The organism is Streptomyces sp. NPDC006733, from assembly GCF_040636125.1.
In the GTDB taxonomy this organism is placed as follows: domain Bacteria; phylum Actinomycetota; class Actinomycetes; order Streptomycetales; family Streptomycetaceae; genus Actinacidiphila.
Genome location: NZ_JBEYJD010000019.1, coordinates 19,939 through 45,237 on the forward strand (window position 1 = coordinate 19,939; position 25,299 = coordinate 45,237).

The following is a 25,299-nucleotide window of genomic DNA, read 5'->3' on the forward strand; positions in this document are numbered from 1 at the left end:
GACATCTCCGGGCCGGGGCCCACCCGGATCGGTAAGCCTGGCCGTACGAACGTTGCGATCATCGCTGTTGTTCCGGTCCGGGCCGCGACGAAAGCTGGAGGTGTCACCAGCACCCACCGTTTCCAGGGGAGTTCATCGTCATGAGTGCCTTGCGTACTTCGAGCGGGCTGCGCGCGCACCAGCGGGGCGTCCTGCTCGTGCTGTGCGGCGCGATCTTCCTCGAAGGCATCGATGTCGCCATGCTCAACGTGGCGCTGCCGTCGATCCGAGCCGATCTCGGACTGTCCACCGGTGAGCTGCAGTGGGTCATGAGCGCCTATGTCCTGGGCTACGGCGGCTTCATGCTCCTCGGCGGACGGGCGGCGGACCTGTTCGGGCGCCGTCAGATGTTCGTCCTCTGGCTCACCGTCTTCCTGCTCTTCTCCGGCCTGGGAGGATTCGCCACCGAAGGATGGATGCTGATCGCCGCACGGTTCGTCACAGGCGTCGCCGCGGCCTTCATGACTCCGGCCGGGCTGTCCATCATCACCACCGGCTTCGCCGAGGGCCCGGAGCGGAACAAGGCCCTGCTCATCTACTCGGGCACCGGCGCCGGCGGCTTCACGGTCGGGCTGGTGGCCGGGGGGCTGCTCACCGCCGTCGACTGGCGGTGGGTGTTCTTCGCCCCGGTCGCCCTCTCCGCCGTCATCCTCGTCCTGGCCCTCGCGTTCGTCCCCGCGTCGGCCCGCCCCGACCGCTCCGGTCAGCGCGTGGACGCCGCCGGCGCGCTCACCGTCACCGCCGCCCTCGTGCTGATCGTGCTGGCCGTCGAGCGGGCGGCCCACGCCGCGATCGCCGTCAGCGCGGGAACGCTGCTGGCCGGATCGGCGTTCCTCGCGGCCTTCCTCGTCATCGAACAGCGCTCCGCCGCGCCGCTGGTACGGCTGGGCATCTTCCGCAGCGGCTCCCTGGTGCGGGCCAACCTGTCGGCGATGCTGTTCTCCGCCGGGTTCTTCGGCTTCCAGTTCCTGGTCGTGCTCTACCTGCAGGAGCTGCGCGACTGGTCGACGCTGCAGACGAGCCTCGCGTTGCTGGTCGTGGGGATCGACGCGATGCTCTCGCCGACCCTCACCCCCCGGCTCGTCCACCGCTTCGGCAACGCGCGCATGATCTTCGGGGGAGTCCTGGCCGCGGCGCTCGCCTACGGGCTGTTCCTCCCCCTGGGCGCGCACTGGAGCTACGCGGCGATGCTCCCGAGCCTGATCCTCCTCGGCGTCGCGTTCTCCCTGGCGTACGGCCCGCTCACCATCGCGGCCACGGAAGGCATCGCGGAGCAGGAGCAGGGGCTCGCGGGCGGTCTGCTCTACACCGCCTTCCAGTTCGGCGCCGCCCTCGGGCTGGCCGCGGTCACCGCCGTCAGCGTGGCCGCCACGCACGGGCAGACGCCCGCCGCGCAACTGGACGGCTACCGGGCCGGTCTGCTCGTCCCGTTCGCCGCGGCGGTCCTGGCCGCGGTCATCAGCGCCTTCGGCCTGCGCGCCCGGCGCGGCGGTGGGCCGTCCACCGTGGTGGCCGCCGCCGCAGCCGAGCGCACCGAGCTCCCCGCCCCCCGCTGAGCCCCGCGAGGCCGCCGACCGCGCCACGCGGCACCAGGTACCTGACCGACCTGGTGCCGCGCGGGCCGGCGACGTGACCGGCGGTGGGGGCCTCGGTGGCTACGGGACGAGGACGACGCGGCCCATCTGGGACCGTGCCTCCATCATCTCGTGGGCCCTCACGGCCTCCGCGAGCGGCACGTGGGCGTGCACGACCGGACGGACCCGGCCCGAGCCGACGAGGTCGAGCAGCACCTTCGCGCCGGCCGCCATGACCTCGGGCTGCCGGTACATCAGGCCCCACATGCTGAACCCGAGCACCGTCTTGTTGTCGAACAGGTCGGCGACGTCCACGGACGGGACCTCGCCGCCCGCGGATCCGTAGACCACCATGCGGCCGAACTGCCGGATGAGCGGGACGCTCCTGCTCAGGATGTCGCCGCCGACCGTCTCGAGCACGAGGTCGACGCCCTGGCCGCCGGTGGCGGTCAGGATCTGCTCGTCCCAGCCGTCCTGGCTGTAGTCGAACGCCAGGTCGGCGCCGAGGGACTTGGCGAACTCCAGCTTCTCCGGGCTGCTCGCGGTGGCGATGACCGTCCCGGCGCCGAGCGCCTTGGCGAGTTGCACCAGCAGATGGCCCACGCCCCCTGCCGCCGCGTGCACCAGGACGGACTGCCCGGGCTGGAGCTGACCTGCCGTGGCGATGACGTGGTAGGCCGTCTGCCCGGGGATGGGCAGGGACGTGGCCGGGCCGGCCTCGATCCCCTGCGGGATCGTGAACAGCCAGTCCGAGCGGTTGACGACATACTCCGCGTAGGCGTTCGAGCCGACGCCCGCGACGACCCGGTCACCCGGCGAGACGTTGACGACGCCCTCACCGACACTCTCGACGACGCCCGCGACGTCACCGCCGGGCGAGCCCGGCAGGTCCGCCGGTCCGCCGACCGCGATGCCCTGGCGCCGCTGGCACTCCGCGAAGTTGACGCCGACCGCCTCGGTCCGGATGAGCACCTCACCCGGCGCCGACACCGGCTTCTCGGTCTCCTCGACCCGTAGGACCGACGGACCGCCGTGCTCGTAATGGCGAACGATGCGCATGGTTGCTCTCCTCAGGTGATGGTGCTTCAGTTGCCGGCGGCGGTGCGGCGGGAGGCCTGCGGGACGAACTCCACCAGCGAGCGCGCGTGGCCGAAGTCCGTCACCGCGTCGAGCTGCAGGCCGGCCGCGGCGCCGAGCTTCTGCATCTCCTGCCGGGTCCGCATCCGGCCGTTGAGGTAGACGAGCATGCGGAGGTCCAGCTCCGTCACGTCGCTCTGGATGTCGAGCAGCCCCTCGAGCACCATGACCCGGCCGTCGGCGGCCACCGCCTCCGCGCACCGGGACAAGATGGCGATGGCCTGCTCGTCGTCCCAGTTCAGCAGGACGTTCGACAGCAGGTAGACGCCCCCGTCCCGCGGCAGTTCCTCGAAGAAGCTGCCCGCCACCGCGGTGCAGCGGTCGCCCAGCCCGGCGTCGGTGAAGGACTGGGCGGCGGCGGACGCGGGGCCCGGCAGGTCGACGAGGGTGCCGCGCAGTCCCGGCCAGTTCCGCACGACGGCCGCGAGCAGGGTGCCGCTGCCGCCGCCCACGTCCACCAGGTGGCCGACCTTGCTCCAGTCGCCGTGGGCCACGAGGGCGGGCAACACCCATTCCATGCTGGCGGCCATCCGGTCGTCGAACGTCGCCGACAGTTCCGGATCGGCGCCGACCTCCTCCCAGAACCCCTGGCCGTACACCGAGGCGTAGACGGACTCGCCGGTGCGCACCGACTGCAGCAGCTGGAAGAAGGCGAGGTCACCGCGGCCGATGGGGCCGTCGATATCCAGCCAGGCCCGGCCCGAGGTGGGGTTGTCGTCCCGCAGCTGCTCTCCCAGCTCGGTCAGTTCGTACGCACCGGACTCCGTCAGCCGGACGACTCCGGCCCCGACGAGATGACACATCAACCGGTGCAGTGCGGCCGGTTGGACGGAGGCCTTGGCGGCGAGGGACTCCGGGCTGGTGGCGCCGGCGGCGATGTGGTCGGCGAGCCGCAGCGTCGCCGCCACTCTGATCGTCATTGGTGTGATGAGGTCCGTCTTCTCCATGAGCAGCGTGGACCACGGTGCGTCAGTCATGTGTCATCCCCGTCGTGAGATCAGCGGCCCGGCGGCTCGTGCCGTCGAGTGGGAGTGTCGTCTGTCCGGCATCCGGTCATGGAGAGCGGGCTTCGCGGTGCGAGCCGGCACGCTCCTGCTGGGCACGGGACGGAGTCTGGCCGCCCCGTCGCACCGCGACGGGCCGATCGGTCGGTCCGCGCCTCCCGGCGCGCCGTCCGTCGCACGATCCGCGGCTCACATCCGATGGCGCCGCGACACTCGAGAGCTCCCGGCAGCGTGAGGCGTGGGGACCCGTCCAGCCATCCGACGCGGCGGCGAAGGATCAACGGTTTTCGAGGCCCCCGACTCAAACCCGTATCGCTCTCATGACCATTTACAAGGGATCAACTTGCGTTCCGATCCAGCCGCGCTGGAGTGGCGCGAATCCGCCCCGCCCGGCCGCCGGGATCCCGCGCGGCGGGCCCCGGCGCGCTCGCCCCTGCGCCGGTGCGCGCATATCCCGGGATGTCGGCCGATACCCCGGCGCGGCATCTCAGTCCGCGGCGCCCACCTGGTGCCCTCCGGGGCGCTGTGCTAGAACAACTCCCGTGACAGGCGATCGTCTTCTGGTGGAGTGTCTCCACATCGATCTCTGCCGCGTTTCCAGCGCTTCTTGTTGAAGCCTGACGCGGCATCCTCAGTGATGCCCCGGTGATCTTCCCGTGAGGCCCCCGCGCAGCACGGATCTTCCCTCGCGCCAGGCCACGGGCCTGTTCGCGATCGTCGCGTCCTGTCTCCCGCCGTACCCCGGCCGCACCTCGCCCTGACGAGCCGCCCCCGGGTCCGGCGCCCCCCATGCCCCCGGAGCGCTCTTCATGTCCACGCCCCTATCCGTACGCGGACCGGAGCGGTCCGCCGAGGCGGCCCCGTCCGGCGAGCAGGCCCCGCTCGCACGCCGGCCGGAACGCTCCGTCCGGTGGCGCCGCGCAGCCCTGCGGCTCGTGGCGCTCGTCACCCTTCTCGGCCTGTGGCAGCTGGTGGTCGCGCTCCACGTGTGGTCGCCGGTGCTCGTGCCGTCGCCCGCCGCCGTGTGGCGGACGCTGGTGAAGACGTCGGGGACCCACGACGGGGTGCGCGGCTACCAGGGCCACACCCTGGTCGAACACCTCGGCATCAGCCTGCGCCGCATCCTCATCGGCGCCGGTGCGGGGGCGGTCGCCGGACTCGTCCTCGGCCTCCTCATGGGCACGCTGCCCTGGGTGCGGGTCGTGCTGGAGCCCGCGGTGGCATTCGTGCGCACCCTGCCGCCGCTCGCCTACTTCAGCCTGCTGATCATCTGGTTCGGCATCGACGAGGCGCCCAAGCTGTGGCTGCTGGCCATCGCGGCGATGCCGCCGGTGGCGGTGGCCACCGCGTCGGCGGTGGCGTCCGCGCCGACCGCCCTGGTGGAGGCCGCCCGGGCGATCGGCGCCCGCCGCGGGCAGGTGATCACCTCGGTCATCCTGCCGTCCGCGCTGCCCGAGATCCTGGTCGGCGTCCGGCTCGCCTTCGGCATCGCGTACTCGTCGGTGGTCGCCGCCGAGACGGTCAACGGCCTGCCGGGTATCGGCGGCCTGATCCGCGACGCCCAGCGCTACAACCAGTCCGACACGGTCGTCCTCGGCCTGCTGGCCATCGGTGTCTCCGGGCTGCTCATCGACGCCGTGCTGCGGGCGCTGGAGAACCGGCTCGCACCGTGGCGGCGGCACGTGTGACGCGGCCCGCGGGCCTCCCGCCCCACCACCAGCTCCTCCACCCTCCGCATCACCTCTCCTCACCCGCACCGTACGAAGGACACGCATATGCCCAGAACACGCGGTTGGCTCCGCACCGTCGCCCTCACCGCAGCCCTGGGAGCCCTGCTGGTGGTGACCGCGTGCGGCCAGGGTGGTTCCGGCGACGACGGCACGGGTGGCGGCAGGACGATCCGGATCGCCTACCAGGCCTTCCCCAGCGGTGACCTGATCGTCAAGGAGCAGGGGCTGCTGGAGAAGGCGCTGCCGGACTACACGATCAAATGGATCAAGTTCGACTCCGGAGCCAGCATCAACACCGCCTTCATCGCCGGAGCCGTGGACCTCGCCGCCATCGGATCGAGCCCGGTCGCCCGCGGCCTGTCCCAGCCGCTGACCATCCCCTACCAGGTCACCTGGGTGCTGGACGTGGCCGGCGACAACGAGGCCCTGGTCGCCCGGAGCGGCTCCCAGATCTCCTCGGTGAAGGACCTGGAGGGGCACAAGGTGGCGACCCCGTTCAGCTCCACCTCGCACTACAGCCTGCTCGCCGCGCTCGCCCAGGCCGGCGTGGACCCCGCGAAGGTCAAGCTCCTCGACCTCGAACCGCAGGACATCCTGGCGGCCTGGACCCGCGGCGACATCGACGCCGCGTACGTATGGCTGCCCACCCTCGACGAGCTGAAGAAGACCGGCAAGGTCCTCGTCTCCAGCCGCGAGCTCGCCACGTCCGGCAAGCCCACCTTGGACCTCGGGGTCGCCGCCACCAAGTTCCTCACGGCGCACCCCGAGGTGCTGCCCGTGTGGCGCAAGGCCCAGGCCCAGGCGCTGAACCTCATCCACGACGATCCCACCGCGGCCGCCACCGCCGTGGGCAAGCAGCTCGGCATCAGCCCCGCCGACGCCGCCGCACAGCTCAAGCAGGGCATCTTCCTCAAGCCCGCCGACCAGGCGGACGCCAAGTGGCTCGGCACGCCGGGCAAGGTCGGAGGACTGGCGGACAACCTGCACAGTGCCGCGCAGTTCCTCGTCGACCAGAAGCAGATCGACGCGGCCCCCGACCTCGACGCCCTGCGCAGGTCCGTCTACGTGGAAGGACTCACCGATGCCGTCTCTCCCTGACCTCCACCAGGCCGGCCCGTCCGGCCGCGCCACCGCCGCGGACCCCACCCCCGGCGGCGCCGCGGCCTCCCCCGGGGACGGCGGCGCGCCGGTCGCCGTCTCCGTGCACGACGTACGCCACACCTACGGCCGCGGCGCGCAGGCGGTCACCGCACTGGGGCCGGTCTCCCTGGAGATCCCGGCCGGCGAGTTCCTGGTCCTCGTCGGGCCCTCCGGCTGCGGCAAGAGCACCCTGCTCCGGCTGATCGCGGGCTTCGAGCGGGCCACCCACGGCGAGGTCCGCGTCAACGGCGAGACCCCCGAACCGGGCCGGCAGGCGGGGATCGTCTTCCAGCAGCCGCGCCTGTTCCCGTGGCACACCGTCGGCGACAACATCGGCCAGGCCCTGAAGTACGCGGGCGTCCCGCGCGCCGAACGGGCCGGGCGCATCGCCGAGCTGCTGGACCGGGTCGGCCTGGCCGACACCGCGGGGCGCCGCGTCTGGCAGATCTCCGGCGGCCAGCAGCACCGTGTGGCCATCGCCCGCGCCCTGGCGGGCGGCAAGCGGCTGCTGCTGCTCGACGAGCCGTTCGCCGCGCTCGACGCGCTCACCCGCGAACGGCTGCAGGAGGACCTGCGGGCGGTCAGCGCGGACACCGGGACGACCTCGGTCTTCGTCACCCACAGCGTGGACGAGGCGGTCTTCCTCGGCACCCGCACCGTGGTGCTGTCCGCCCGGCCGGGCACCGTCGCCCTGGACATCCCCATCACTCTGCCCCGCACCGGCGCCGCCCCGGACGACCTGCGCGGCCTGCCCGAATACGCCGCGCTGCGCGCCGAGATCGGCACGGCGGTCCGCAACGCCGCCCGTTGACCGCCCACCCCCGGAGGAGCCACCATGAGCGCCGCCACCGAAACCCCGACCGGCACGCCGCCGTCCCTGCGCGACCACCGCATCCCCGCCGATGGGCTCTATGAGGGCCCGCGCATACTGCGGCGGGTGCCCGACGGATGGACCGACCGGCCCTACGAGCTGTTCACCGTGGTCCCGTCGGGCCGGGTCATCGGCGCCGAGATCAACGGCGTGGACCTGTCGCGGCCCGTCGGCCCGGCGCTGCGCGCGGAGCTCGACAGGGCCCTGCTCGAATGGAAGGTGCTGTTCTTCCGCGACCAGCACCTCACGTCCCGGCAACAGCGGGACTTCGCCCGGCACTGGGGGGAGCTGGAGACCAGCCCGCTGCTGGCCACCGGCGACGATCCCGAGGTCGCCCGGCTGGACCGGACGACCGTGCCCACCTTCGAGAACGTCTGGCACGCCGATGTGACGTTCCGCGAGCGCCCCGCCCTGGGAGCGGTCCTGCAACTGCGCGAGGTGCCGCCGGCCGGAGGTGACACCCTGTGGGCCGACATGGCCGCCGCCTACGACAACCTGCCGCCGGAGGTGCAGGAGCGCATCGCCGGGGCGCGGGCGGTGCACGACTTCATCCCCGGCTTCTCCCGCTTCTCCCCGGCGGAGCGACTCGCCCCCCACCAGGAGCAGTTCCCGCCGGTGGAACACCCGGTGGTCCGGCGCCATCCCGCCACCGGACGCCGGACGCTGTTCGTCAACGCCTCCTTCACCACCCGGATCGTGGGCTTCGCCCAGGAGGAGAGCGACCGTCTGCTGCGGCTGCTGTTCCAGCAGGCCCACGCCCCGGAGTTCCAGGTCAGATTCCACTGGCGGGCGGGCGACGTGGCGTTCTGGGACAACCGGGCCACCCAGCACTACGCGGTCAACGACTACGCCCCGCACCGCCGGGTCGCCGAACGTGTCGCCATCGCGGGCGACCGCCCGTACTGAGGCCGGCGGCGCCCGCCGCACCGCGGTCAGTCCTGCGGGGTGAGCAGGACGACCGGGATCTCACGGTCGGTGTTCTGCGCGTACTCGTCGTACAGCGGGAAGATGCCCACCATCTGCCGCCACAGGTCCTCGCGTTCGGCCGGGGAGGCGACGCGGGCGCGGGCGGTGAAGCGGCGGCCGCCGACCTGCACCCCGACGCTGGGGTCGGCCCGCAGGTTGTGGAACCACGCCGGATGCGCGTCGGCGCCGCCTTTGGAGGCGACGACGACCACGTCCGTGCCCGCGGTGCCGTAGATCAGGCAGGTGCGGCGGGCGATGCCGGTCGTGCGGCCGGTGGTGGCCAGCACGAGCGTGCGGACCCCGTTCGACGCGTGCCCTTCGGCACCGTCAGTGGCCAGGTAGGTGCGGGTCTGTTCGGCGACCCAGTCCCAGGCCGAGTCGGTGGCGTGGTCCAGGTCTTCGGCGACAGCCATGGCAAGCGGTCCTTTCGGCGACAAAAGCGTGGGGGAGGTCCCAGCGGGGCCTGCTTCAGCTCTTCAGCTCCTCGCACAGGCCGAGGATGATCCCGTCGGGGCCGCGGACGTAGCAGTACCGGTAGATGTCCAGGTACTGCGCTACCTCGCCGACGAGTGCGGCGCCGTGGCCGCGCAGCCGCTTCAGCACGTCGTCGACGTCGTCGACCACGAACGTGAGGCGGATGCTGCCCGGGGTGTTGACCGGTGCCCGCAGCGCGCTCGTGGTGGCGGCCGGGGCGCGGAACGTCGAGACCTCGACGCGGCTGCGCCCGTCGGGGGTCCGCAGGACGACCATGTCCGCGCGGACGCCGTCCAGGCCGACGAGCTGGTCGACCCACGCCCCGTCGACGGAGGCCTCACCTTCGATCTCCAGGCCCAGTTCGGTGAAGAACGCGACCGCGGCCGCGAGATCCTCGACCACGATGCCGGCGTGGTCCATGCGGTGGATCATCATGCCTCCTGTCTCCCGCGGCCCGTCCCGGCCGCTCCTGCCCCGGGGACGGAGCCGCCGCCCCGTTCTCGACATCCCACCCTAGGTGACGGCCGTCACACCGCCGTTCGGATGCCGGGGGAGGGCGGCGGGCGCCGCGTCAGGTGGCGACGGTGGCGACGGGCTCGAGGCCGTACGTGCGGGCGTAGCCGTTCTCGGTGCCGACGAGCAGGTCGACGACCTCGAAGTAGCGGTCCCAGAACGGGGTCTCGCGCAGCGCGTCGATGAGGAGCTGGTAGGCGTGGTGGTCCTCGGCCTCCCACACCCACACGTCGGTGACGCGCGCGGAGTAGAACTCGGTGTCGTAAAAGCGCGACCGCACCCCGCTGGTCCTGGCCTGGATGGCCGGCAGGACCTGGGTGGTGAAGGCGTCGACGCGCTGCTGGACGGTCAGGGCGAGCCACTCGGGGGTGGTCTTGACGAGCATGAACGCCGTGACGGGGGGTTCGGTGACGGCAGCGGGCATCGGGGTGCCTCCCAAGGGGCAAGGGGTGGGGTCCGCCGGGCTCAGGGGGTGAATTCGCGGCGGCGGTACGTGCCTCATCCTGCTGACCGCCCCGGTGATGCCACAATGGGAACCTTGGCAGGGAATCCTTGACGGAAATGGAATAACGCTGGTGAGCACCCCGGACGCAGCCCTCGACGCCAATCTCGCCATCGCGTTGGACGCCCTGCTGGCCGAGCACAGCGTCACCCGGGCCGCCGCCCGGCTGCACACCTCGCCCGCCGCCATGAGCCGCACGCTCGCCCGGCTGCGCCGCACCTTGCAGGACCCGCTGCTGGTCCGGGCCGGGCAGAGCATGGTCCCCACCCCGCGGGCCCTGGCGCTGCGTGAGGAGGCCGCCGCCGTGGTGCAGCGCCTGGGCGCGCTGCTCAGCCCCGATCCCGGCGTCGACCCCGCCACCTTGCGCGGCACCTTCACCCTCCAGGCCGCCGACCTGGTCGGTGCGGCGCTGGCCCCCGGGCTGCTGCGGCTGGGCGAGCAGGAGGCGCCGGGCGTCTCGTTCCGGGTGCGCGCCGAGGAGTTGGAGGCCGGGCCCGCCCTGCGCGACGGCCGGATCGACCTGGAGGTCGGGTCCATCGACCATGTGGATCCCGAGACCCGGGTCGAGGAGCTGGTCCACCTGCGGATGGTGGCCGCCGTCCGGCCCGGCCATCCGCTGACCGAAGGAGCCCTGACCCCGGCCCGGCTGGCCGCCGCCCACCACGTCGCGGTCAGCCGCCGCGGCCGGTTCACCGGCCCCCTCGACACCGCCCTGGCCGAGCGCGACCTCACCCGGCGGGTCAGCATCGTCCTGCCCAGCCACCTGGCCGCCATGACCCTCGCCGCCCGCAGCGACATCGTCTGCCTCGTCCCCGCCGCCCTGCCCGGCGCCCCCGCCTCCCCGCTGACCGGCGACGCCCTCGCCCTGGGGCTGCGGCTGCTGGACATCCCCCTGAGCCTGCCGCCCGTGACCGTCGGCATGGCCTGGCACCCCCGTCACGCGGCCGACCGGGCCCACCACTGGCTCCGCCACGCCGTCCGCCGCACCCTGCGCGCCCCCGGGAGCCCGACCGCCTGACCGGCCCGGGGCCCGGAAACAGCCGCCCCGTCGGATGCCGCCGTCAACGATCCGTATGGACTGCCCCGGTCGCCGTCAGAGCCGCGTCATGGGACCGCCGGGCGCTCGGTGCGCGGGGATAGCTTCGGTGCCACGCCCCGTCCCGCCTGTGCGCCCGCGGGGCACCACCGTCACTTCCGCGCTTCCCCTGGGAGGGCCCATGTGCCTGTTCCTGTACGACGACGACCCCGAGCCTGACGAACGGTTGACGGCCGGACTGCTGTGCGTGCCCGTCCGGCCGGGAACCGCGCAGGTGGTGCTCCGGCTGTTCCGCACCCCCCTCGGCGGCCGGACCGCCGTCGGCTTCACCCGCCCGGACCTGCTGGCCGCGACCCTCGGCCCACACCAGCCGTGGATGCGCCTGTCCGAGGCCGCACTGCGGGCGCTGGCCGCGCCGCTCACCGCGTGCCCGGTGACGATCGACCCCACCCTCACCGCTCCCGCCGTCACCCCGGCGCCGGCGCGGCCGGTCCGGCACCCGGCCCCCGCTCTGTGACCAGGAGGTCCCGATGACCACTGTGACCGTCTCCGAGATCGCCGCCGACGCCCAGGACCTGGCGATCTGGCCGGCCTCCACGCGGCGGCTGCCGCACGGCGGCCTGGCCGTCGGCGGAGTGGCGCTGGCCGAGGTCGCCGAGCGCTTCGGCACTCCCGCCTACGTCCTGGACGAGGGCGAGGTGCGCGGGCGCTGCCAGACGTACCGCGACGCCTTTCCCGACGCCGAAGTGCTGTATGCGGCCAAGGCGTTCCTGTCCCGCGCGATGGTGCGATGGGTCCGCGAGGAAGGCCTCGGCCTGGACGTGTGCTCCGCCGGGGAGCTGGAGTTCGCGGTCACGGCCGGCTTCCCGCCCGAACGGATCGTGCTGCACGGCAACGCGAAGTCGCCGCGCGACCTGGAGGCGGCCCTGCGGCTGGGCGTGGGACGGATCGTCATCGACAGCCCGTCGGAGATCGCCCGGCTCGCGGCAGCCGTCGGTCCGGGCGGCCACCAGAAGGTCCTGGTGCGGGTGGTGCCCGGGGTCGCGGCCGGCGCCCACGACAAGATCCGCACCGGCACCGACGACCAGAAGTTCGGCCTGTCCCGCACCGGCGGCGCGCAGCACGCCATCGCCCGGATCCTGGACCAGCCGCAACTCGAACTGACCGGCCTGCACTGCCACCTCGGCTCGCAGATCACCGACGTGCGGCCCTACCGGGTGGCGCTGCGCCGCATGGTCGCCCTGCTGGCCCGCGTCCGCGACGTGCACGGCATCGTCCTGCCCGAACTGGACATGGGCGGCGGCCACGGCATCGCCTACCGGCCGGGCGACCCCGCCCTCGACCTGACGACGCTGGCGGCGCACCTGCGCGCGGAACTCGCCGCGGGGTGCGCCGCCGCCGCTCTGGCGGTCCCGCGGCTGACCATCGAGCCCGGCCGGGCCGTGGTCGGCCCGGCCGCGGTCGCCCTGTACCGGGTGCTGGCCGTCAAGCACACCGGCGAGAAGCTCTTCGTCGCCGTCGACGGCGGCATGAGCGACAACCCGCGGCCCGCCCTGTACGGGGCCGCGTACGCGCCCCGCCTCATCGGCCGGCCCTCGACGGCCGGTTCCCGCACCACGACCGTCGTCGGCCGGCACTGCGAGGCCGGCGACATCCTCGCCGCCGACGTGCAGCTGCCCCGCGACGTGCACCCCGGCGACCTGCTCGCCGTCCCGGTGGCCGGCGCCTACCAGCTGTCCATGGCGTCGGGGTACAACATGGTCGGCCGCCCGCCGGTGGTCGCGGTCCACGCGGGGACGGCCCGGATCCTCATCCGGCGCGAGACGCTGGACGACTTCCGCAGCCGGGACGTCGGCAGCTGACGCCGCCGGCCGCGGGGGGACGGGGGAAGGGACGCCGCCACGCCCACCTTTGGTGGAAGGTGTGCTGGTCGACGACCCGTCAGGCCATGATCGTGAGCACGATGACGGCGAGGTGCCGCCCTGGTCGGGGCACCTCCCGCTCACACCCACCCCAACCCTTCGGGAGCCACCATGCGTCTGCGTACTGCTCTTGCCGCCACCGTCCTGGCCGCCACCGCCCTCCTGGGAAGCGCCGGCACGGCGCTCGCCGACGGCGGCGCCTTCGAGGCGTGCGGCCAGTTCTCGGCGGTGGGCGAGCACTCGGTCGTCTACGGCAACGGCTGTGCCGCCGCGCAGTGGATGGGCGACGCCCCGATGAACCACCTCACGTTCTGAGGGCCCAGCACACCCGCAGGTGAGGTTGCCGCACCGGCTCACCCCGCAAGCGGGGGAGCCGGTGCGGCGCCGGGCGCGCTGCCGCGGGCGATGGTCACGTTCAGGGCGGTGGCGAAGGTGCACCAGGCCGCGTAGGGGGCCAGGGACGCGGCGGCGGTGGCGTCGCTGCGGGCGACACGCCGGATCAGCTGCGCCGTACTGGCATCGAGCAGCAGCGTGGCGAGCACTCCGGCCCGCGGGCTGCGCCCCCGGAAGAACACCCACGGCCACGCGCTGTTCAGCACCAGATTCGCCGCCAGGCTGCCCGCCAGCCGGCGCCGGTCATAGCGGTGCGTGCGGTTGAGGGCGCGGCCGCCGGCGAGGGCGATCGACGCGTACAGGGGCACCCACACGGCGGGGAACGCCTCCGGCGGCGGCTGCCAGGCCGGCTTGTCCAACTCGCGGTACCAGGCGCTGTCCGCGTCCACCGCCCATGCGCCCAGGGCCGCTGCCGCAGCGACCGCGGCAGCGGTGAGTGCGTACGTCGCCGCCGGCCCGCGCTCCGAGCCGCGATCCCGTTCACTGATCAGCCTCATGCTTGTCACATGTCCGCCGACACGCTGCCTGAACCGGTCGCGGCCCACCCGGTTCGGCCCACCGGCCGGATGCGCATATGCCCTGGTGAACGGGGAGCCGTACGTCGCACGGGAGTTCGGTTTCGGCCATGGTGACCGCCGGCCGCCGGGTTCGCCGCCGCACGGAGCCGGGCGCCCGCGCCCGCCGCCCAGGGCCGGCGCCGGGGGGCTCCGCGCCGAAGTCCCGGCTGTCACGCCGCGGGTGATCGGCGGTCCCGGAACGCCGGCCACAGGGCGAGCAGCATCACCGCGGCGGTCAGGGCGAACGCCGCCGGGTACCCGGTGCGGGCGGCGATCGCGCCGTAGCCGACGGCGCCGGCCCCCATCCCGGCGTCGTAGGCGACGTTCCACAGCGCGCTCACGGTGCCGTACCCGGACGCGGGCACCCGTGCGTACATCACCGCCAGCGTGGCGTTCTGCGCGATGCCGAACCCGATGCCGAACAGCGTCACGCCCGCCAGCACCGCCACCGCGCTGCCGGTCGCGGCCGTGACGAGCAGGCCCGCCGCCGACAGGAGCAGGCCGGGCAGGACCAGGCCGGCAGCTCCGCGCCGGTCGCCGATCCGCCCCGCGCACCACCGCGCCGCCGTGGCCGCGGCCGGCTGCAGGAACAGCACCCCGGCGACCAGCCCGGACATCGACGCCGGGACGGCCAGCGGCAGGAAGGTGACGATGACGCCGGCCCCCAGCGCGGTCGTCGCGAACACGACGGCGGGCCGGGCCAGCGCGCCGGTCCGCAGGCCCGCGAGCGAGCGCGAAACCCAGCCCGCGCACGCAGCAGACCGCCACGATCCAGCCGAAGTCGGCGGAGGCGGTCAGGACCAGCGCGGGCGCGCCCAGCAGCACCAGTCCCGCCGTCAGGGCCATCCGGTAGCCGAACCGGGCGACCAGGCGGGGTGTGGCCAGCTCGCCCAGGACCGTGGCAAGCATCAGCGCCCCGGTGGCCAGGCCCGCGTCGCCGCCGGACGCCTGGGCGTAGAGCGGGACGACGGACAGCAGCAGGAAGAAGCTCGCCGACGCGCCGATCATGGTCACGAAGCGCAGCAGGAGGGGCCGGGTCACCAGCGGGGGGCGGGCAGGTGCGGTCCGCGGGGGCGAAGTGGTGGTCATGCCGTCCACGCTAGGAGCCGACCGGATCGCCGGTAAGCTCCATTTCCATGCCTCTGGAGTGGTCCGGTCTGTCGCCGGAACTGTTGCTCGTCGTCGACCGGCAGAGCGCCGAGGGCCTGCGCGCGCAACTGGAGCGGCAGCTGCGGGAGGCGATCCGCACCGGCCGACTGGACGTCGGCGAGCGGCTGCCGTCCTCCCGGGAACTCTCCGCCCGGCTGGGGCTCTCCCGCGGCCTGGTCCAGGACTGCTACGCCCAACTGCAGGCCGAGGGCTACCTCGTCACCCGCGTCGGCGCGGCCACCACCGTCGCGGCCGGCGCCTGCCCGCCCCCGGCGCCCCCGCGCCCGCGGCCCGCCGTCCCGCGGCTGCTCGCCGACTTCCGCTCCGGCGTGCCCGACCTCGCTTCCTTCCCGCTCGGCGACTGGCTGTGGGCGCTGCGCGAGGCGGGCCGCGCGCTGCCGACCGCCGCCCTCGACTACGGCGACCCGCGCGGCCCTGCCCGGCCGCGCGCGGTGCTCGCCGGCTACCTGCGGCGCGTGCGCGCCGCCGCCGCGGATCCCGAGCACCTGGTGCTGTGCTCCGGCTACGCGCAAGGGTTCGGCCTCGCGCTGCGCACCCTGGCCGCCACCGGCGTGCGCACCGTGGCCTACGAGGACCCCGGCTCGCCCGCGCTGAGCGCCGCCGCCGCGGCGCACGCGGGCCTGGCCTCCGTGCCCGTCCCCGTCGACGCGCACGGCATCGACGTGAGCGCGCTGGAGGCGACGGGCGCCCGCGCGGTACTCGTCACCCCCGCGCACCAGTGGCCGACCGGCGTCGTCATGGCCGCCGAGCGACGGCTGGCCCTGATCGACTGGGCCGAACGCCACGACGCGTTCGTCATCGAGGACGACTACGACGCCGAGTTCCGCTACGACCGCGAGCCGGTGGGCGCGCTCCAGGGACTGGCCCCGGACCGGGTGATCTCCCTGGGCACCGTCAGCAAGTCCCTCGCCCCCGCCCTGCGCATCGGCTGGGTGCTGTGCCCGCCCGCGCTGACCGCGGGCATCGCGGCCGACAAGCACCTGGCCGACCGCGGCTCGCCCGCCCTGGAGCAGTTCGCGCTGGCCCGGCTGGTGGAGTCCGGGCGCTACGACCGGCACCTGCGCCGCATGCGCGGCACGTACGCGGCCCGCCGTGCGGCGCTGGTGACCGCGCTGGCCGAGCACGCGCCGGGCAGCGCGGTCACCGGACTGGCGGCCGGCTTCCACGCCGTGCTGCGCCTGGCACCGGACACCGACGAGCAGGCGCTCATCGCCGCGGCCCGCACCCGCCGGGTGGGCCTGTACGGCATGAGCGCCCACCGGGCCGCCGCGACCACCGCGCCGCCCCAACTGGTGCTGGGCTTCGGCGACGTGGACGAGCGAGCTGTCGCGGCCGGGATCGCCGCCGTCGGCGACCTGCTGCCCTGACCGCCGGTCAGGTCGCGCTGCGCTCGCTGGCCTCGCGGACGTCCTGGGCGGTCAGGCGCTCGCCCCCGCCTCCGGCCGCCGAGCCCTGCGGCTCCTCGCGGCGCCCGGTGCGCAGCAGGTCCCGCCACTGCTCGCTGCTCAAGCCGGCCGGTTCGGTGCTCGCGATGAAGTTCTCGACGAGCGACAGGAAGCGGATGGGGTCGGTGTGGAAGGGGAAGTGGCCCGCCCCCTCGAAGATCTCCAAGCGGCTGCCGGGCATCGCGGTGTGCGCGTCGTGGGCGTGGCACACCGGCAGGACGCTGTCCCGCGTCCCCCACAGCAGCAGCGTGGGCATGCCGCGCACCAGATAGCAGCGGTCGAGCAGGGTCACGACCTGCCCCCGCCAGTCCACCACCGCCCGCAGCGTCCGGATGAAGGCGCTGCGGGACGTCGCGTCGGGCAGCGCGTCGACCAGGTTGATCAGGTCGGGTGCGTCCTGGCCCAGGTCGGTGTCGAGCAGCTTCATCAGGTGGACGAACACGCGGGTCTGCAGGCCCACGGTGGGCAGCTTGAGCAGCGACAGCAGCAGGTCCGCCCCCGGCAGCGAGACCGCGCGCAGCACGGGATTGACCTCCCGGCCCACACCCCCGGTGGCGACCAGCACCAGCCGCTCCGTGCGCTCGGGGAACTGGTACGCGAACTGCATCGCCACGCCGCCGCCGAAGGAGTGGCCGACCAAGGTGACCCGGTCCACGCCCAGGACGCCCAGCAGATCGCGCATGCCGTTCGCGTAGGCGGCCACCGAGTAGTCGGCGCGGGGCTTGTCGGAGTCGCCGTGGCCCAGCAGGTCGGGGGCGATGACGGTGTGGTGGCGCGCCAGCCCGGGGATGAGGTCCGCCCAGGTGGCGGAGGAGTCGCCGATGCCGTGGATGAGCAGGATCGCCGGGCCCTGGCCGGCGATCCGGTAGGCCCGGCGGTAGCCGTGCACGACGTGGTGGCGCAGTTCGACGTCCGGCAGGGGCATCGGGCGGGGCCGGCCCTCACGGGCGCTCGGCCTGGGGATTCCGCTCATGGGCACGCCTCCCTGTTCACCGTGCGGGTGTGCGCGCCGCCCCGGAAGCGCCGCATCGGTCCGAGCGTAGGAGCGTTCGCGGCACGCGCCGTTACCGGAAGGTTTCCCCCCGGCAACAGCACCTGACCCCCGTGCGGGAGGCGGGCGGGCCGGCAGCGGTGTCATCCGGCCGTTCGGGCCCCGCAGCACCACCGCGCCCGGCCGCGGCGGACCGGCCGTACCCCCACCGCGCGCCGCACCGGCCTCAGGCCGAGGCCACCCCGGCTGCGTACACGGCCTCGATCAGGGCCATCTTGCGGGGGTCGTTCGCGATGTGCCCGCCCATGTGGTTCATGACGTAGCCGATGCTGAGGCCCGCTTCGGGGTCGGCCAGCCCGCAGGAGCCGCCGAAGCCGTCATGGCCGAAGGCCCGCGGGTTGGGGCCGTACGAGCCGTTCGCGCCGCTGAGCCACAGGCCGAGACCCACCTCGGTGTCGTGTTCGAACGCGGCGCCCAGCACCAGGTCCCGGCAGCCGCCCTGGCCCTCGCGGACCCGCTCGGCGGCCGGCGCCGACAGCAGCGACCGGCCGTCCGCGTGGTCCGGGCCGATCAGCAGACCGTAGAGGGCCGCGACCCCGCGGGCCGTCCCATGGCCGCCCGCCGCGGGCAGTTCGGCGGCGCGCCACGCGGGGGTGTTCGCGTCGGCGGCGCCGGTGAGCGGGTTGGCGAGGGCGGCGAGGGCGACCGGCGGCAGTTGGCTGGCGGCGGCGGCCTGAGCACTGCCGGGCGCGGCGGGCGGGTGCACCAGCTCGGCGGCGCGCCCGGCCTCCTTCTCCGGCAGGCCGATGGAGAAGTCGATGCCCAGCGGCCCGCAGACCTCCTCGCGCAGGAACGCGGAGGGCAGCTGTCCGGTGATGCGGCGGATGACCTCGCCGACCAGGAAGCCGTACGTCAACGCGTGGTACCCGGAGCGGGTGCCCGGCTCCCACCACGGTGCGGTGGCCGCCAGACGGGCGGTGGTCAACTCCCAGTCGTAGAGCTGGGCCAGCGTGTGCGGTTCGCGCAGGCCCGCCAGGCCCGCGCGGTGCGACAGCAGGTGGCGGACGGGAAGGTCCGCCTTGCCCGCCGCGGCGAATTCCGGCCAGTAGGCCGCGACCGGCGCGTCCAGGTCGAGCAGCCCGCGGTCGGCCAGCAGATGCGCGCACAGCGCCGTGGCCCCCTTGGTCGTGGACCACACATTGACGAGGGTGTCGCGCTCCCACGGGCGGGTGCGCGCCGCGTCGGCCCAGCCGCCCCACAGGTCGACGACCGGCTCTCCGTCGAGCAGCACGGTGACGGCGGCCCCCAGTTCACCCCGCACGCGGAAGTTCTCGGTGAAGGCGGCGCGGACGCCCTCGAAGCGCGCGTCGCAGCGCCCGTCGATGTGCGGTACTGCCTGCTCGGCCATGGAACCTCCCGCTGGGTGGACCGGGCGCCCGGCCGGGCACCCGGCTCCGCTCGCACATACCGACTGGTCGGGATCGCGAAATCCGACGATACCGACCGCGGGACCCGGCGGGAAGGGGACACCCGCCCGCGGCCGTCCACGCCGCGTCCGGGCGCCGGCGGCGGAGCGGACACTGGCGGGTTCTCGCCCGTCGCCGCAGCCGCCGGGCGCGCACCCCCGGTACCGTCCAAGTGATCACCGCACGAGCGGGCCGCCGGGGTCCCGCAGTCCGCGCCGAGGAGCCCGGCGCCACGCCGGCCGCACGCGACCCGCAGGCGCCCGTCAGCACGAGCGTCACCGGCGGGGTCCGACGACGCGGGAACAGGAGGTCCGCTGCCATATGGGGGAGTTGGGCATGTACGCAGACGCGGAGGACGGCCACGGCCGGCCGGAGCGCGGCCGGTGGGCGGCGCCGACCCGCCGACCGCCGGGACCGCAGGACCGCCCGGAATCCGCCCACTGGTTCGAGGCGATCGCCGGGTTCGCCCCGGCGCCCGCGTTCGTCCGCGACGGACAGGGCCGCTACCTGTGGGTCAACGCCGCCTACGCGCACCTGTACCGCATGGCGCCCGACGTCGTCATCGGGCGGACCGTCGAGGAGATCGACACCCCCGCCGACGCCGCCATGTTCCGCGCCCTGGACCGCGAGGTGCTGCAGTCCGGCCGGCCGGTCCGCCACACCTTGTCGTTCCACCATCCCGACGGGCTGCCCCGGCAGGTGACCGGGCACCGCTTCGTGCTCGACGCCGGCTGCGGGCCGCGCGTGGGCGGCATCTACGTGGACCTGACCGAGCACACGCGGACCTTGGAGGAGCGCAACGTCGCCGACGAGGAACTGCACGCGCTGCGCGAGCGCTCCGGCCTGGCCGTCGTGGCGCTGGACCTCAGCGGCCGCGTGCGGCGGGTCAGCGGGGGCGCGGCCCGGTTGCTGGGCAGCGGCCGCAGCGCGCTGGAGGGGAGCTGGGCCACCGAGCACCTGGACGACGACGGCGAGGTCGGCACCGTGCGCGGCATCTGGGCCGACCTCGTGGCGGGCCGCACCCCCCGGTACAGCGGCTCCGTCGTGTGCCGCACGGCCTCCGGCGGCCACCGGGTGCTGCGCACCGACCTGGCGGTGGTCCGGCGGCACGGAGCGCCCGACCACATCGCCGCGGTGCTGACCGCGCTGAGCGCGGAGTTCCACGGCCGGCCGCGGGTGAGTCCGGTGCAGCTGCGGGTCCTGACGTCGATGGCCGCGGGCAGCCCCAACACCACCATCGCCGCGCAGCTGGGACTGTCCCGGCAGGCGCTCGACTACCACCTGCGGCGGCTGGGCGGCGTGCTGGACGCGGCCTCCCGTCCGGCGATGGTCGCGCGCGCCTACGCGCTGGGCATCCTCGACGCCACCGCCTGGCCCCCGCGCGCGGTCGACGCGCCGGGCCGGAGCTGACCGCGGACCACCCTCCCCGGCGACCCCCGATCACCCGGACTCCGCTGCCGGGCGGTCACGCTCGCGCCGGCGCACCAGCCGCAGGACGACGCTGACAGCCAGCAGCAGCAGACACGTGCCGACGGCCGCGTGCACCAGCAGGGCATCGAGGCGGTCGGCGGCGAGATAGGCGCCGACGGCCAGCGCCACCAGGGCGCACACCCCACGGTCGATGATCGACTCCAGTGACAGCAGGGTCGCCCGGTACGGGGTCTGCGGGATCGCCGCGTTGATCAGGTTCCGTTGGACGGGATAGGCGAGCCCGGTCGCCGCCGCGAACACGCACAGCCAGCCGATGGTGCCCACCGCGCCGGTCATCGTGGTGGCAGCCAGCGACAGGGCCATGACGATGCTCAGGACGGTCACAGCGGCCGTGTCCGACAGCTTGCCGCGCACCCAGCCCGGCCGCGCCGAACCCACCGCCTCGGCCACCGTCATGGCCGACAGCACCGCACCGTGATCGGCGACCGGAATGGCCTTGTCGAGCAGCAGCGGCTGGAAGAGGTTGACCTGGCAGATGCGGGCCAGGGTGAAGACCGCCACCCCCTGCACCATCAACGGACCCAGCGCCCGGGAGGACTTGAGCAGGCCCAGGGCCTGGCGGGCGGAGCGCAGCAGACCGGTGCGCTCGGCGTGCGGGCGCGGGCCGTCGTGGTCGGCGGCGAGGGCGGGCAGCGCACCGGCGCAGGCCAGCGAGCCCAGGGTGCAGGCGGCCGTCAGCAGGTACGGGGCCTGGTGCTGCAGGTGCATCAGGACCCCGACCAGCGGCCAGCAGGCGATCTTGGCCCACAGCCCGAGGGACCGGGCGGTGCCCTCCGCCTGCACGTACTGCTCGCCGGCCCCGTGGGCGTGCAGGTACTCGTACAGGTAGGCGCTGGAGGCCCCGGACACCAAGGAGCGGGCGGCGGCGATGGCCAGGAAGTGCAGCAGGAAGCCGGAGAAGGAGGGCCAGGCCACCGGGAGCAGGTTGGCCGCGGTCATCACCGCCGCTCCCAGCTGCAGGCAGCGGCGCTGCCCGATGCGGTCCGCGATCAGACCGGTGGGTATCTCCAGCAGGCAGAACGCCACGTAGTAGATGCTCTGGATGCCGAAGATCTGGCTGTCCGACAGCCCGGCCTGCTTCTGGTACTGGTAGAAGACCGGCATCCACCACAGCAGGTTGAACAGCAGTTGGAAGCCGTTGTTGAGCCGGATCACGCGCAGCACGTTCTTGCGCAGGGGGGCGCGGCGTTTGGCGCGCGCGGTTAAGGACACAGGCATGACGGACCTTCGTCGGTGTGCGGGACGGGGCACGGGGCCGGGTGCGGTGCGAGCGGGGCCCGGCGAGCACCCGGGGGCGGGCCGGGGACGGGCCCCACCACGCCGGAAGGCTGCGGTGGTGGGGCCCGCCGGCCGGCGTCAGGCGCTGTAGGGCCGCAACTGCAGGATGTGGAGCCGGCCCCCGGGGGCGAGGAGCCATTCGATGTCGAGCGGCACCGCGAAGGTGTAGTCCGTCGCGAAGTGGGACTGCAGCAGGCGGCCGGCCAGCGCGAGTTCGCCCAGGTGGTCCTGGGTGCGCGGGTCCAGGTCCTCGCCGGCGGCGCCCAGCGAGAGCGTCCGTCCGCCGCCCTCCACCGTGTTGTACAGGTACTGCAGCGGCAGCGTCGTGCCGTCGACGACGTCGGAGGTCGAGCCGTGCGCGCAGTTGAGGTAGACGTTGCGGAAGTCGGCCCGGTTGGTCGGATTGCAGGTGACCATCACACCCCCGAGCGGGGACGCCTCGTAGCGCTGGACGATGACCCCCATGTACGTGTCGTCCAGGGAGATGCCCGCCTGGTGGCGCAGTCGCACGCTGCGCGGGGACAGCAGCGACGCCCACACGTGGCGGATGGCGTCCAGCAGCCCGGGCAGATCGGTGACCTGGGTGTGGGACTCGTAGATGCCCGCGGCCGAGAAGCCGGGCAGGTCCTCGGCGTTGGAGGAGGATCGCACCGCGAAGCGGCTGGTTCCGGCCAGGTGCCGGACCAGCTGCGTGTCCAGCGCCCCGACCAGGTCCTCGGGCACCGGCAGCGTGCGGATCAGGTGCTGCAACTGGACGCAGGCGGTGTCCACCGCGTCCATGGCGTCCAGCTCCAGGGCCATCTTCAGCTTGCCGATGCTCTGCTGCACCGCGGGGGAGGAGTCCAAGAAGCGCTGCTGGACGGCGAAGGGCACGGCGATGCCCTCCGGGGCGCTGACCCGCCGGGCCAGGAATGCACCGGCGGCCTCGGCCAGATCGGCGTCCTCGGAGGTGTGCAGGCGGCCCGCCAGGTGGCCGAGCAGATCGGGCCGCGGCGGGCGGGGTATGGCGTAGTAGCCGGTCAGCCGGGCGGACCCGTGGCGCAGCACATGGTGCAGTTCGCCGAGGTTGGCGGCCTTGGTGCCGTAGCTGCGCCGGTCGGGGGAGCGCAGGGCGCTCAGCGGCACGATGGGCACGTCGGCGACCTGCGGGGCGTCGAGCCGGATGCGCTGGGTGTGCCACGTCGGCTCGTGCAGGTCGGCCGGCTGCTCGGCGCGCTCCAGGACGGCGGTCTCGGCCGACACGCTGTAGCGGACCCAGGCGCCGTCGAGGTCCTCGGCGGCGATGCGCTCCAGGACCCCGCGCACGATGGCGTTGGGGATGCCCCACCCGGCCGCCAGCATGTTGGTGTGCGACAGCGGGGTGGTGGGCGAGCCGTTGAGCAGCCCGGCGAGCCGGGGGATGTCGTCGGGAACCACCGGCATGGCAACGATGTCGTACCACGTCAGTCCCGGGCGGGCGGCCTGGTACGCCTCGGTGGAGGCGAACGCGCGCAGCCGTCCGACGGCCGCGCCGACCGTCAGCGGGACGAAGGGGGCCGCGGCGAACAGCTCGTGGCCCTGGGTTCGCGGCAGCACGTTCTCGGGCACGGCGGTCAGCGCGTTCGCCTGGCCGTGGTTGGCCGGCTTGACCAGCAGGGCCAGCGCGCTGTCGAGCTGCTCGCGGACGAAGGTGTAGAACTCGGTCAGCAGCGCCGCGCCCATGGTGTCGGCCTCGGTCGTCTCCAGCACCAGGAACGGCTGGGACTGCTCCTCGGGGCCGCCGACGTGCAGGGACAGCACACCGAGCAGGAACCGGCGCTCCGGGTCCTGGTAGACGCTGCGGTTGAAGCTGTCGAGCTCGGCGTCGAGTTCCTCCAAGGTCAGCCCTTGGATCTCGGTGGCGATGTAGTTGACGTGGAAGGAGTGCACGGCGCTGTCCAGGATGTGCCAGACGTCCTGTTGGCGGTCCACGACGACCTTGACGTACGGGTGCCCGCCCAGGACCCCGCACAATTGCTCGAACAGCGGCAGGGTCAGCACACTGCCCACCACCGCGCCCCGGTGGGCGGGGGCCGGGGCGTCGGCGCGGGCCGGGGAGGTGGCGGCGTGCGTCATGAGGCGCTCCGCGAGGTCGGACGGGCGGCGGCGAGTTCGTGGGGGAGGGACGCGACGATGCGCCCGCAGTCGGCGAGCAGGACCGGGCCGGAAGCGGCGGTGACGAAGCACACGGCGGCCATGGCGTTGGCGCCTCCGGCTTCCTCGTAGGCGGGCATGACCGTGCCGGCCGGCAGGCTGAGCTCGTCCACGAGGGTGATGCGGGACCCTTCGCTGAGCAGGGAGGACCAGTCCACGGCGGCGAAGTCCCAGCGCGGCAGGTGCGGCCACGGCCGACCGGCGCTGTCGGCGGCGAGCACGACCAGCGAGCCCGCGGCGCCCGCGCCCTCGGTGAGCATCCGGGCGGGGTACGCGACTCGCGCACCGAGCAACTGGCGCACCAGCATGCCGATCATGTCCAGGCCGAAGACGGCCTCCGCCTGGCAGGTGGTCATCACACCGCCGAACCGGGCCGCGGTCTCGATCAGCCACATCGCGCCGCCCGCACCGAGCTTGATCTCGGTGTGGGTGGCGCAGGTGCCGAGTCCGAGCGCGTCGACGGCGGTCCGGGACACGTCCTCGATGCGCCGTTGCAGTGCTTCGGGCAGCGCGGCCGGGGTGATGCTGGCGCGTTCCGTGAACGGCGGGATGGTCGGCATCCGCCCGGTGATGCACAGCGGGTGGTAGACGCCGTCGGCGACGATGCCCTCCACGCTGACGTAGTCCCCCCAGTCGGGGCCGTCGAACCAGTCGGTGGCGTCCCCCGTGACGATCTCTTCGAGGAGGAAGTCACTCACGCCCTCGTCCGCGCGGTGCAGCTCCGCGTAACCCTGCCCGGACGAGGCCTCCATGACGGAGCGTCCGGTCTTCCAGCCGCGTTCCGCCTCCTGCTCGGTGCGGACCGTCAGGTGCGCGGTGGAGCCCGCGCTCCATGCCGCCTTGAGCAGCAGCGGCGGTGTCAGCGTCTCGAAGGCGCGGGCGATGTCCTGTGCCGCGTGGATCTCGGCGAAGCCCGGAACGGGCACCCCCGCGTCGCGCCAGACCTGCCGCATCAGCCGCTTGTCGCGGGCCGCCACCACCTGCTCGCCCGCGCCGGCCAGCCCGAGCCGCAGGCACGCGTGCGCGACGGCCACCACCGCGTACTCCGACAAGGTCAGCACGGCCGCGGCCTCGACCCGCGCGGCGTGCGCGCAGATCAGGCCCACTAATTCCGTACCCTCCTGCGGCCGGGCGGACGTGACCGAGGCACACCACGGCCTCCACGTCGCCTCGGTGGACCGGGGCAGCGGCGCGAGGGCCAGGACATGCACCTCGCCGTGCGCGGCGATCTTCGGAAGTGCGTACTCCAGCGGCGGACCGCCCTTGGCGTAGATGAACAAGATCGGGTTCACGGGACTCCTGATGTCGGGCGGGGAACTGGGCGCCCCCCGCTGGGGGTTCACCCGGCCGTCTGTCCGGCATGACGCTGTTTGAACGGGTTGTCAGTAACCAAAACATGACAGAACGCGATCAGTGCTCGCTCGTACG

23 protein-coding genes and 1 pseudogene are annotated in these 25,299 nt (G+C 73.8%); 11 read left to right on the top strand and 13 right to left on the bottom strand.

Annotation, left to right across the window (positions count from 1 at the left end):
- Nucleotides 1-140 precede the first annotated feature (140 nt).
- A complete protein-coding gene (locus tag ABZ721_RS18420; protein WP_358789661.1) occupies nucleotides 141-1,595 on the top strand; it encodes an MFS transporter in 1,455 nt (484 codons plus the stop codon).
- 99 nt (nucleotides 1,596-1,694) lie between these two features.
- On the opposite strand, the gene ABZ721_RS18425 is transcribed toward ABZ721_RS18420, so the two are convergent.
- Nucleotides 1,695-2,672 carry a zinc-binding dehydrogenase gene (locus ABZ721_RS18425; protein ID WP_358789662.1) on the bottom strand — a complete coding sequence of 326 codons (978 nt, stop codon included), beginning with the start codon at nucleotides 2,670-2,672 and terminating at the stop codon, nucleotides 1,695-1,697.
- 26 nt (nucleotides 2,673-2,698) lie between these two features.
- On the bottom strand, nucleotides 2,699-3,727 hold the full coding sequence (locus ABZ721_RS18430) for a methyltransferase (RefSeq protein ID WP_358789663.1): 1,029 nt from the start codon (nucleotides 3,725-3,727) through the stop codon (nucleotides 2,699-2,701).
- Between the two features lie 836 nt (nucleotides 3,728-4,563).
- On the opposite strand from ABZ721_RS18430, the gene ABZ721_RS18435 reads away from it, so the two are divergent.
- The 4 genes from ABZ721_RS18435 to ABZ721_RS18450 all read left to right on the top strand — a co-directional run bounded on the left by ABZ721_RS18435 (nucleotide 4,564) and on the right by ABZ721_RS18450 (nucleotide 8,401).
- Complete coding sequence (locus tag ABZ721_RS18435) at nucleotides 4,564-5,442, top strand: ABC transporter permease (protein WP_358789664.1); 879 nt, start codon at nucleotides 4,564-4,566, stop codon at nucleotides 5,440-5,442.
- 87 nt (nucleotides 5,443-5,529) lie between these two features.
- On the top strand, nucleotides 5,530-6,582 hold the full coding sequence (locus ABZ721_RS18440) for an ABC transporter substrate-binding protein (protein ID WP_358789665.1): 1,053 nt from the start codon (nucleotides 5,530-5,532) through the stop codon (nucleotides 6,580-6,582).
- Nucleotides 6,566-7,435, top strand: coding sequence for an ABC transporter ATP-binding protein (locus ABZ721_RS18445; protein ID WP_358789666.1), 870 nt, complete (start codon nucleotides 6,566-6,568; stop codon nucleotides 7,433-7,435). The genes ABZ721_RS18440 and ABZ721_RS18445 overlap by 17 nt, the downstream gene beginning before the upstream one ends.
- Before the next feature lie 24 nt (nucleotides 7,436-7,459).
- Nucleotides 7,460-8,401, top strand: a complete 942-nt coding sequence (locus ABZ721_RS18450) for a TauD/TfdA family dioxygenase (protein ID WP_358789667.1) — start codon at nucleotides 7,460-7,462, stop codon at nucleotides 8,399-8,401.
- Between the two features lie 26 nt (nucleotides 8,402-8,427).
- On the opposite strand, the gene ABZ721_RS18455 is transcribed toward ABZ721_RS18450, so the two are convergent.
- From ABZ721_RS18455 to ABZ721_RS18465, 3 genes are all read right to left on the bottom strand, one after another.
- On the bottom strand, nucleotides 8,428-8,874 hold the full coding sequence (locus ABZ721_RS18455) for a nitroreductase family deazaflavin-dependent oxidoreductase (RefSeq protein WP_358789668.1): 447 nt from the start codon (nucleotides 8,872-8,874) through the stop codon (nucleotides 8,428-8,430).
- Nucleotides 8,875-8,929: 55 nt separating this feature from the next.
- Nucleotides 8,930-9,370 carry a VOC family protein gene (locus ABZ721_RS18460; protein WP_358789669.1) on the bottom strand — a complete coding sequence of 147 codons (441 nt, stop codon included), beginning with the start codon at nucleotides 9,368-9,370 and terminating at the stop codon, nucleotides 8,930-8,932.
- 136 nt (nucleotides 9,371-9,506) lie between these two features.
- The gene (locus ABZ721_RS18465) at nucleotides 9,507-9,872 is read right to left on the bottom strand and encodes a darcynin family protein (protein ID WP_358789670.1); all 366 of its coding nucleotides are present in this window, start codon (nucleotides 9,870-9,872) and stop codon (nucleotides 9,507-9,509) included.
- 151 nt (nucleotides 9,873-10,023) lie between these two features.
- Between ABZ721_RS18465 and ABZ721_RS18470 the strand changes: the two genes are divergently transcribed.
- From ABZ721_RS18470 to ABZ721_RS18485, 4 genes are all read left to right on the top strand, one after another.
- A complete protein-coding gene (locus ABZ721_RS18470; RefSeq protein WP_358789671.1) occupies nucleotides 10,024-10,968 on the top strand; it encodes a LysR family transcriptional regulator in 945 nt (314 codons plus the stop codon).
- 199 nt (nucleotides 10,969-11,167) lie between these two features.
- On the top strand, nucleotides 11,168-11,503 hold the full coding sequence (locus ABZ721_RS18475) for an SAV_915 family protein (RefSeq protein ID WP_358789672.1): 336 nt from the start codon (nucleotides 11,168-11,170) through the stop codon (nucleotides 11,501-11,503).
- Nucleotides 11,504-11,516: 13 nt separating this feature from the next.
- Nucleotides 11,517-12,848, top strand: a complete 1,332-nt coding sequence (gene lysA / locus ABZ721_RS18480; protein ID WP_358789673.1) for a diaminopimelate decarboxylase — start codon at nucleotides 11,517-11,519, stop codon at nucleotides 12,846-12,848.
- A gap of 171 nt (nucleotides 12,849-13,019) precedes the next feature.
- On the top strand, nucleotides 13,020-13,223 hold the full coding sequence (locus ABZ721_RS18485; protein WP_358789674.1) for a hypothetical protein: 204 nt from the start codon (nucleotides 13,020-13,022) through the stop codon (nucleotides 13,221-13,223).
- 38 nt (nucleotides 13,224-13,261) lie between these two features.
- Here ABZ721_RS18485 and ABZ721_RS18490 read toward each other — a convergent pair whose 3' ends face one another.
- From ABZ721_RS18490 to ABZ721_RS18500, 3 genes and pseudogenes are all read right to left on the bottom strand, one after another.
- On the bottom strand, nucleotides 13,262-13,798 hold the full coding sequence (locus ABZ721_RS18490; protein ID WP_358789767.1) for a TspO/MBR family protein: 537 nt from the start codon (nucleotides 13,796-13,798) through the stop codon (nucleotides 13,262-13,264).
- Between the two features lie 230 nt (nucleotides 13,799-14,028).
- Nucleotides 14,029-14,544 (bottom strand): MFS transporter, encoded by a 516-nt coding sequence (locus tag ABZ721_RS18495; RefSeq protein WP_358789675.1) that lies wholly within the window; start codon nucleotides 14,542-14,544, stop codon nucleotides 14,029-14,031.
- Between the two features lie 97 nt (nucleotides 14,545-14,641).
- Nucleotides 14,642-14,947 (bottom strand): annotated as a pseudogene (locus tag ABZ721_RS18500) (MFS transporter); the annotation flags it as partial.
- Nucleotides 14,948-14,994: 47 nt separating this feature from the next.
- Between ABZ721_RS18500 and ABZ721_RS18505 the strand changes: the two are divergent.
- On the top strand, nucleotides 14,995-16,395 hold the full coding sequence (locus ABZ721_RS18505; RefSeq protein ID WP_358789676.1) for a PLP-dependent aminotransferase family protein: 1,401 nt from the start codon (nucleotides 14,995-14,997) through the stop codon (nucleotides 16,393-16,395).
- A 7-nt stretch (nucleotides 16,396-16,402) separates the two neighbouring features.
- On the opposite strand, the gene ABZ721_RS18510 is transcribed toward ABZ721_RS18505, so the two are convergent.
- Both ABZ721_RS18510 and ABZ721_RS18515 read right to left on the bottom strand, forming a co-directional pair.
- Entirely contained in the window at nucleotides 16,403-17,446 is a 1,044-nt protein-coding gene (locus ABZ721_RS18510) for an alpha/beta hydrolase (protein WP_358789677.1), read from the bottom strand.
- 244 nt (nucleotides 17,447-17,690) lie between these two features.
- Entirely contained in the window at nucleotides 17,691-18,872 is a 1,182-nt protein-coding gene (locus ABZ721_RS18515; RefSeq protein WP_358789678.1) for a serine hydrolase domain-containing protein, read from the bottom strand.
- A 394-nt stretch (nucleotides 18,873-19,266) separates the two neighbouring features.
- On the opposite strand from ABZ721_RS18515, the gene ABZ721_RS18520 reads away from it, so the two are divergent.
- A complete protein-coding gene (locus tag ABZ721_RS18520; RefSeq protein WP_358789679.1) occupies nucleotides 19,267-20,340 on the top strand; it encodes a PAS domain-containing protein in 1,074 nt (357 codons plus the stop codon).
- A gap of 30 nt (nucleotides 20,341-20,370) precedes the next feature.
- Here ABZ721_RS18520 and ABZ721_RS18525 read toward each other — a convergent pair whose 3' ends face one another.
- The 3 genes from ABZ721_RS18525 to ABZ721_RS18535 form a co-directional block, all read right to left on the bottom strand.
- Entirely contained in the window at nucleotides 20,371-21,639 is a 1,269-nt protein-coding gene (locus ABZ721_RS18525; protein WP_358789680.1) for an MFS transporter, read from the bottom strand.
- A gap of 138 nt (nucleotides 21,640-21,777) precedes the next feature.
- Nucleotides 21,778-23,793, bottom strand: coding sequence for a PEP/pyruvate-binding domain-containing protein (locus tag ABZ721_RS18530; RefSeq protein WP_358789681.1), 2,016 nt, complete (start codon nucleotides 23,791-23,793; stop codon nucleotides 21,778-21,780).
- A complete protein-coding gene (locus tag ABZ721_RS18535; RefSeq protein ID WP_358789682.1) occupies nucleotides 23,790-25,163 on the bottom strand; it encodes an ATP-grasp domain-containing protein in 1,374 nt (457 codons plus the stop codon). Before ABZ721_RS18535 ends, ABZ721_RS18530 begins: the two co-directional genes overlap by 4 nt.
- Nucleotides 25,164-25,299 lie beyond the last annotated feature (136 nt).

Excerpts from the sequence above, each read along its gene's own strand:
- ABZ721_RS18420 (WP_358789661.1), top strand. The coding sequence starts at position 141 with ATGAGTGCCTTGCGTACTTCGAGCGGGCTGCGCGCGCACCAGCGGGGC.
- ABZ721_RS18425 (WP_358789662.1), bottom strand. The coding sequence starts at position 2,672 with ATGCGCATCGTTCGCCATTACGAGCACGGCGGTCCGTCGGTCCTACGG.
- ABZ721_RS18430 (WP_358789663.1), bottom strand. The coding sequence starts at position 3,727 with ATGACTGACGCACCGTGGTCCACGCTGCTCATGGAGAAGACGGACCTC.
- ABZ721_RS18435 (WP_358789664.1), top strand. The coding sequence starts at position 4,564 with ATGTCCACGCCCCTATCCGTACGCGGACCGGAGCGGTCCGCCGAGGCG.
- ABZ721_RS18440 (WP_358789665.1), top strand. The coding sequence starts at position 5,530 with ATGCCCAGAACACGCGGTTGGCTCCGCACCGTCGCCCTCACCGCAGCC.
- ABZ721_RS18445 (WP_358789666.1), top strand. The coding sequence starts at position 6,566 with ATGCCGTCTCTCCCTGACCTCCACCAGGCCGGCCCGTCCGGCCGCGCC.
- ABZ721_RS18450 (WP_358789667.1), top strand. The coding sequence starts at position 7,460 with ATGAGCGCCGCCACCGAAACCCCGACCGGCACGCCGCCGTCCCTGCGC.
- ABZ721_RS18455 (WP_358789668.1), bottom strand. The coding sequence starts at position 8,874 with ATGGCTGTCGCCGAAGACCTGGACCACGCCACCGACTCGGCCTGGGAC.
- ABZ721_RS18460 (WP_358789669.1), bottom strand. The coding sequence starts at position 9,370 with ATGATGATCCACCGCATGGACCACGCCGGCATCGTGGTCGAGGATCTC.
- ABZ721_RS18465 (WP_358789670.1), bottom strand. The coding sequence starts at position 9,872 with ATGCCCGCTGCCGTCACCGAACCCCCCGTCACGGCGTTCATGCTCGTC.
- ABZ721_RS18475 (WP_358789672.1), top strand. The coding sequence starts at position 11,168 with ATGTGCCTGTTCCTGTACGACGACGACCCCGAGCCTGACGAACGGTTG.
- lysA (WP_358789673.1), top strand. The coding sequence starts at position 11,517 with ATGACCACTGTGACCGTCTCCGAGATCGCCGCCGACGCCCAGGACCTG.
- ABZ721_RS18485 (WP_358789674.1), top strand. The coding sequence starts at position 13,020 with ATGCGTCTGCGTACTGCTCTTGCCGCCACCGTCCTGGCCGCCACCGCC.
- ABZ721_RS18490 (WP_358789767.1), bottom strand. The coding sequence starts at position 13,798 with ATGAGGCTGATCAGTGAACGGGATCGCGGCTCGGAGCGCGGGCCGGCG.
- ABZ721_RS18505 (WP_358789676.1), top strand. The coding sequence starts at position 14,995 with ATGCCTCTGGAGTGGTCCGGTCTGTCGCCGGAACTGTTGCTCGTCGTC.
- ABZ721_RS18510 (WP_358789677.1), bottom strand. The coding sequence starts at position 17,446 with ATGAGCGGAATCCCCAGGCCGAGCGCCCGTGAGGGCCGGCCCCGCCCG.
- ABZ721_RS18515 (WP_358789678.1), bottom strand. The coding sequence starts at position 18,872 with ATGGCCGAGCAGGCAGTACCGCACATCGACGGGCGCTGCGACGCGCGC.
- ABZ721_RS18520 (WP_358789679.1), top strand. The coding sequence starts at position 19,267 with ATGTACGCAGACGCGGAGGACGGCCACGGCCGGCCGGAGCGCGGCCGG.
- ABZ721_RS18525 (WP_358789680.1), bottom strand. The coding sequence starts at position 21,639 with ATGCCTGTGTCCTTAACCGCGCGCGCCAAACGCCGCGCCCCCCTGCGC.
- ABZ721_RS18530 (WP_358789681.1), bottom strand. The coding sequence starts at position 23,793 with ATGACGCACGCCGCCACCTCCCCGGCCCGCGCCGACGCCCCGGCCCCC.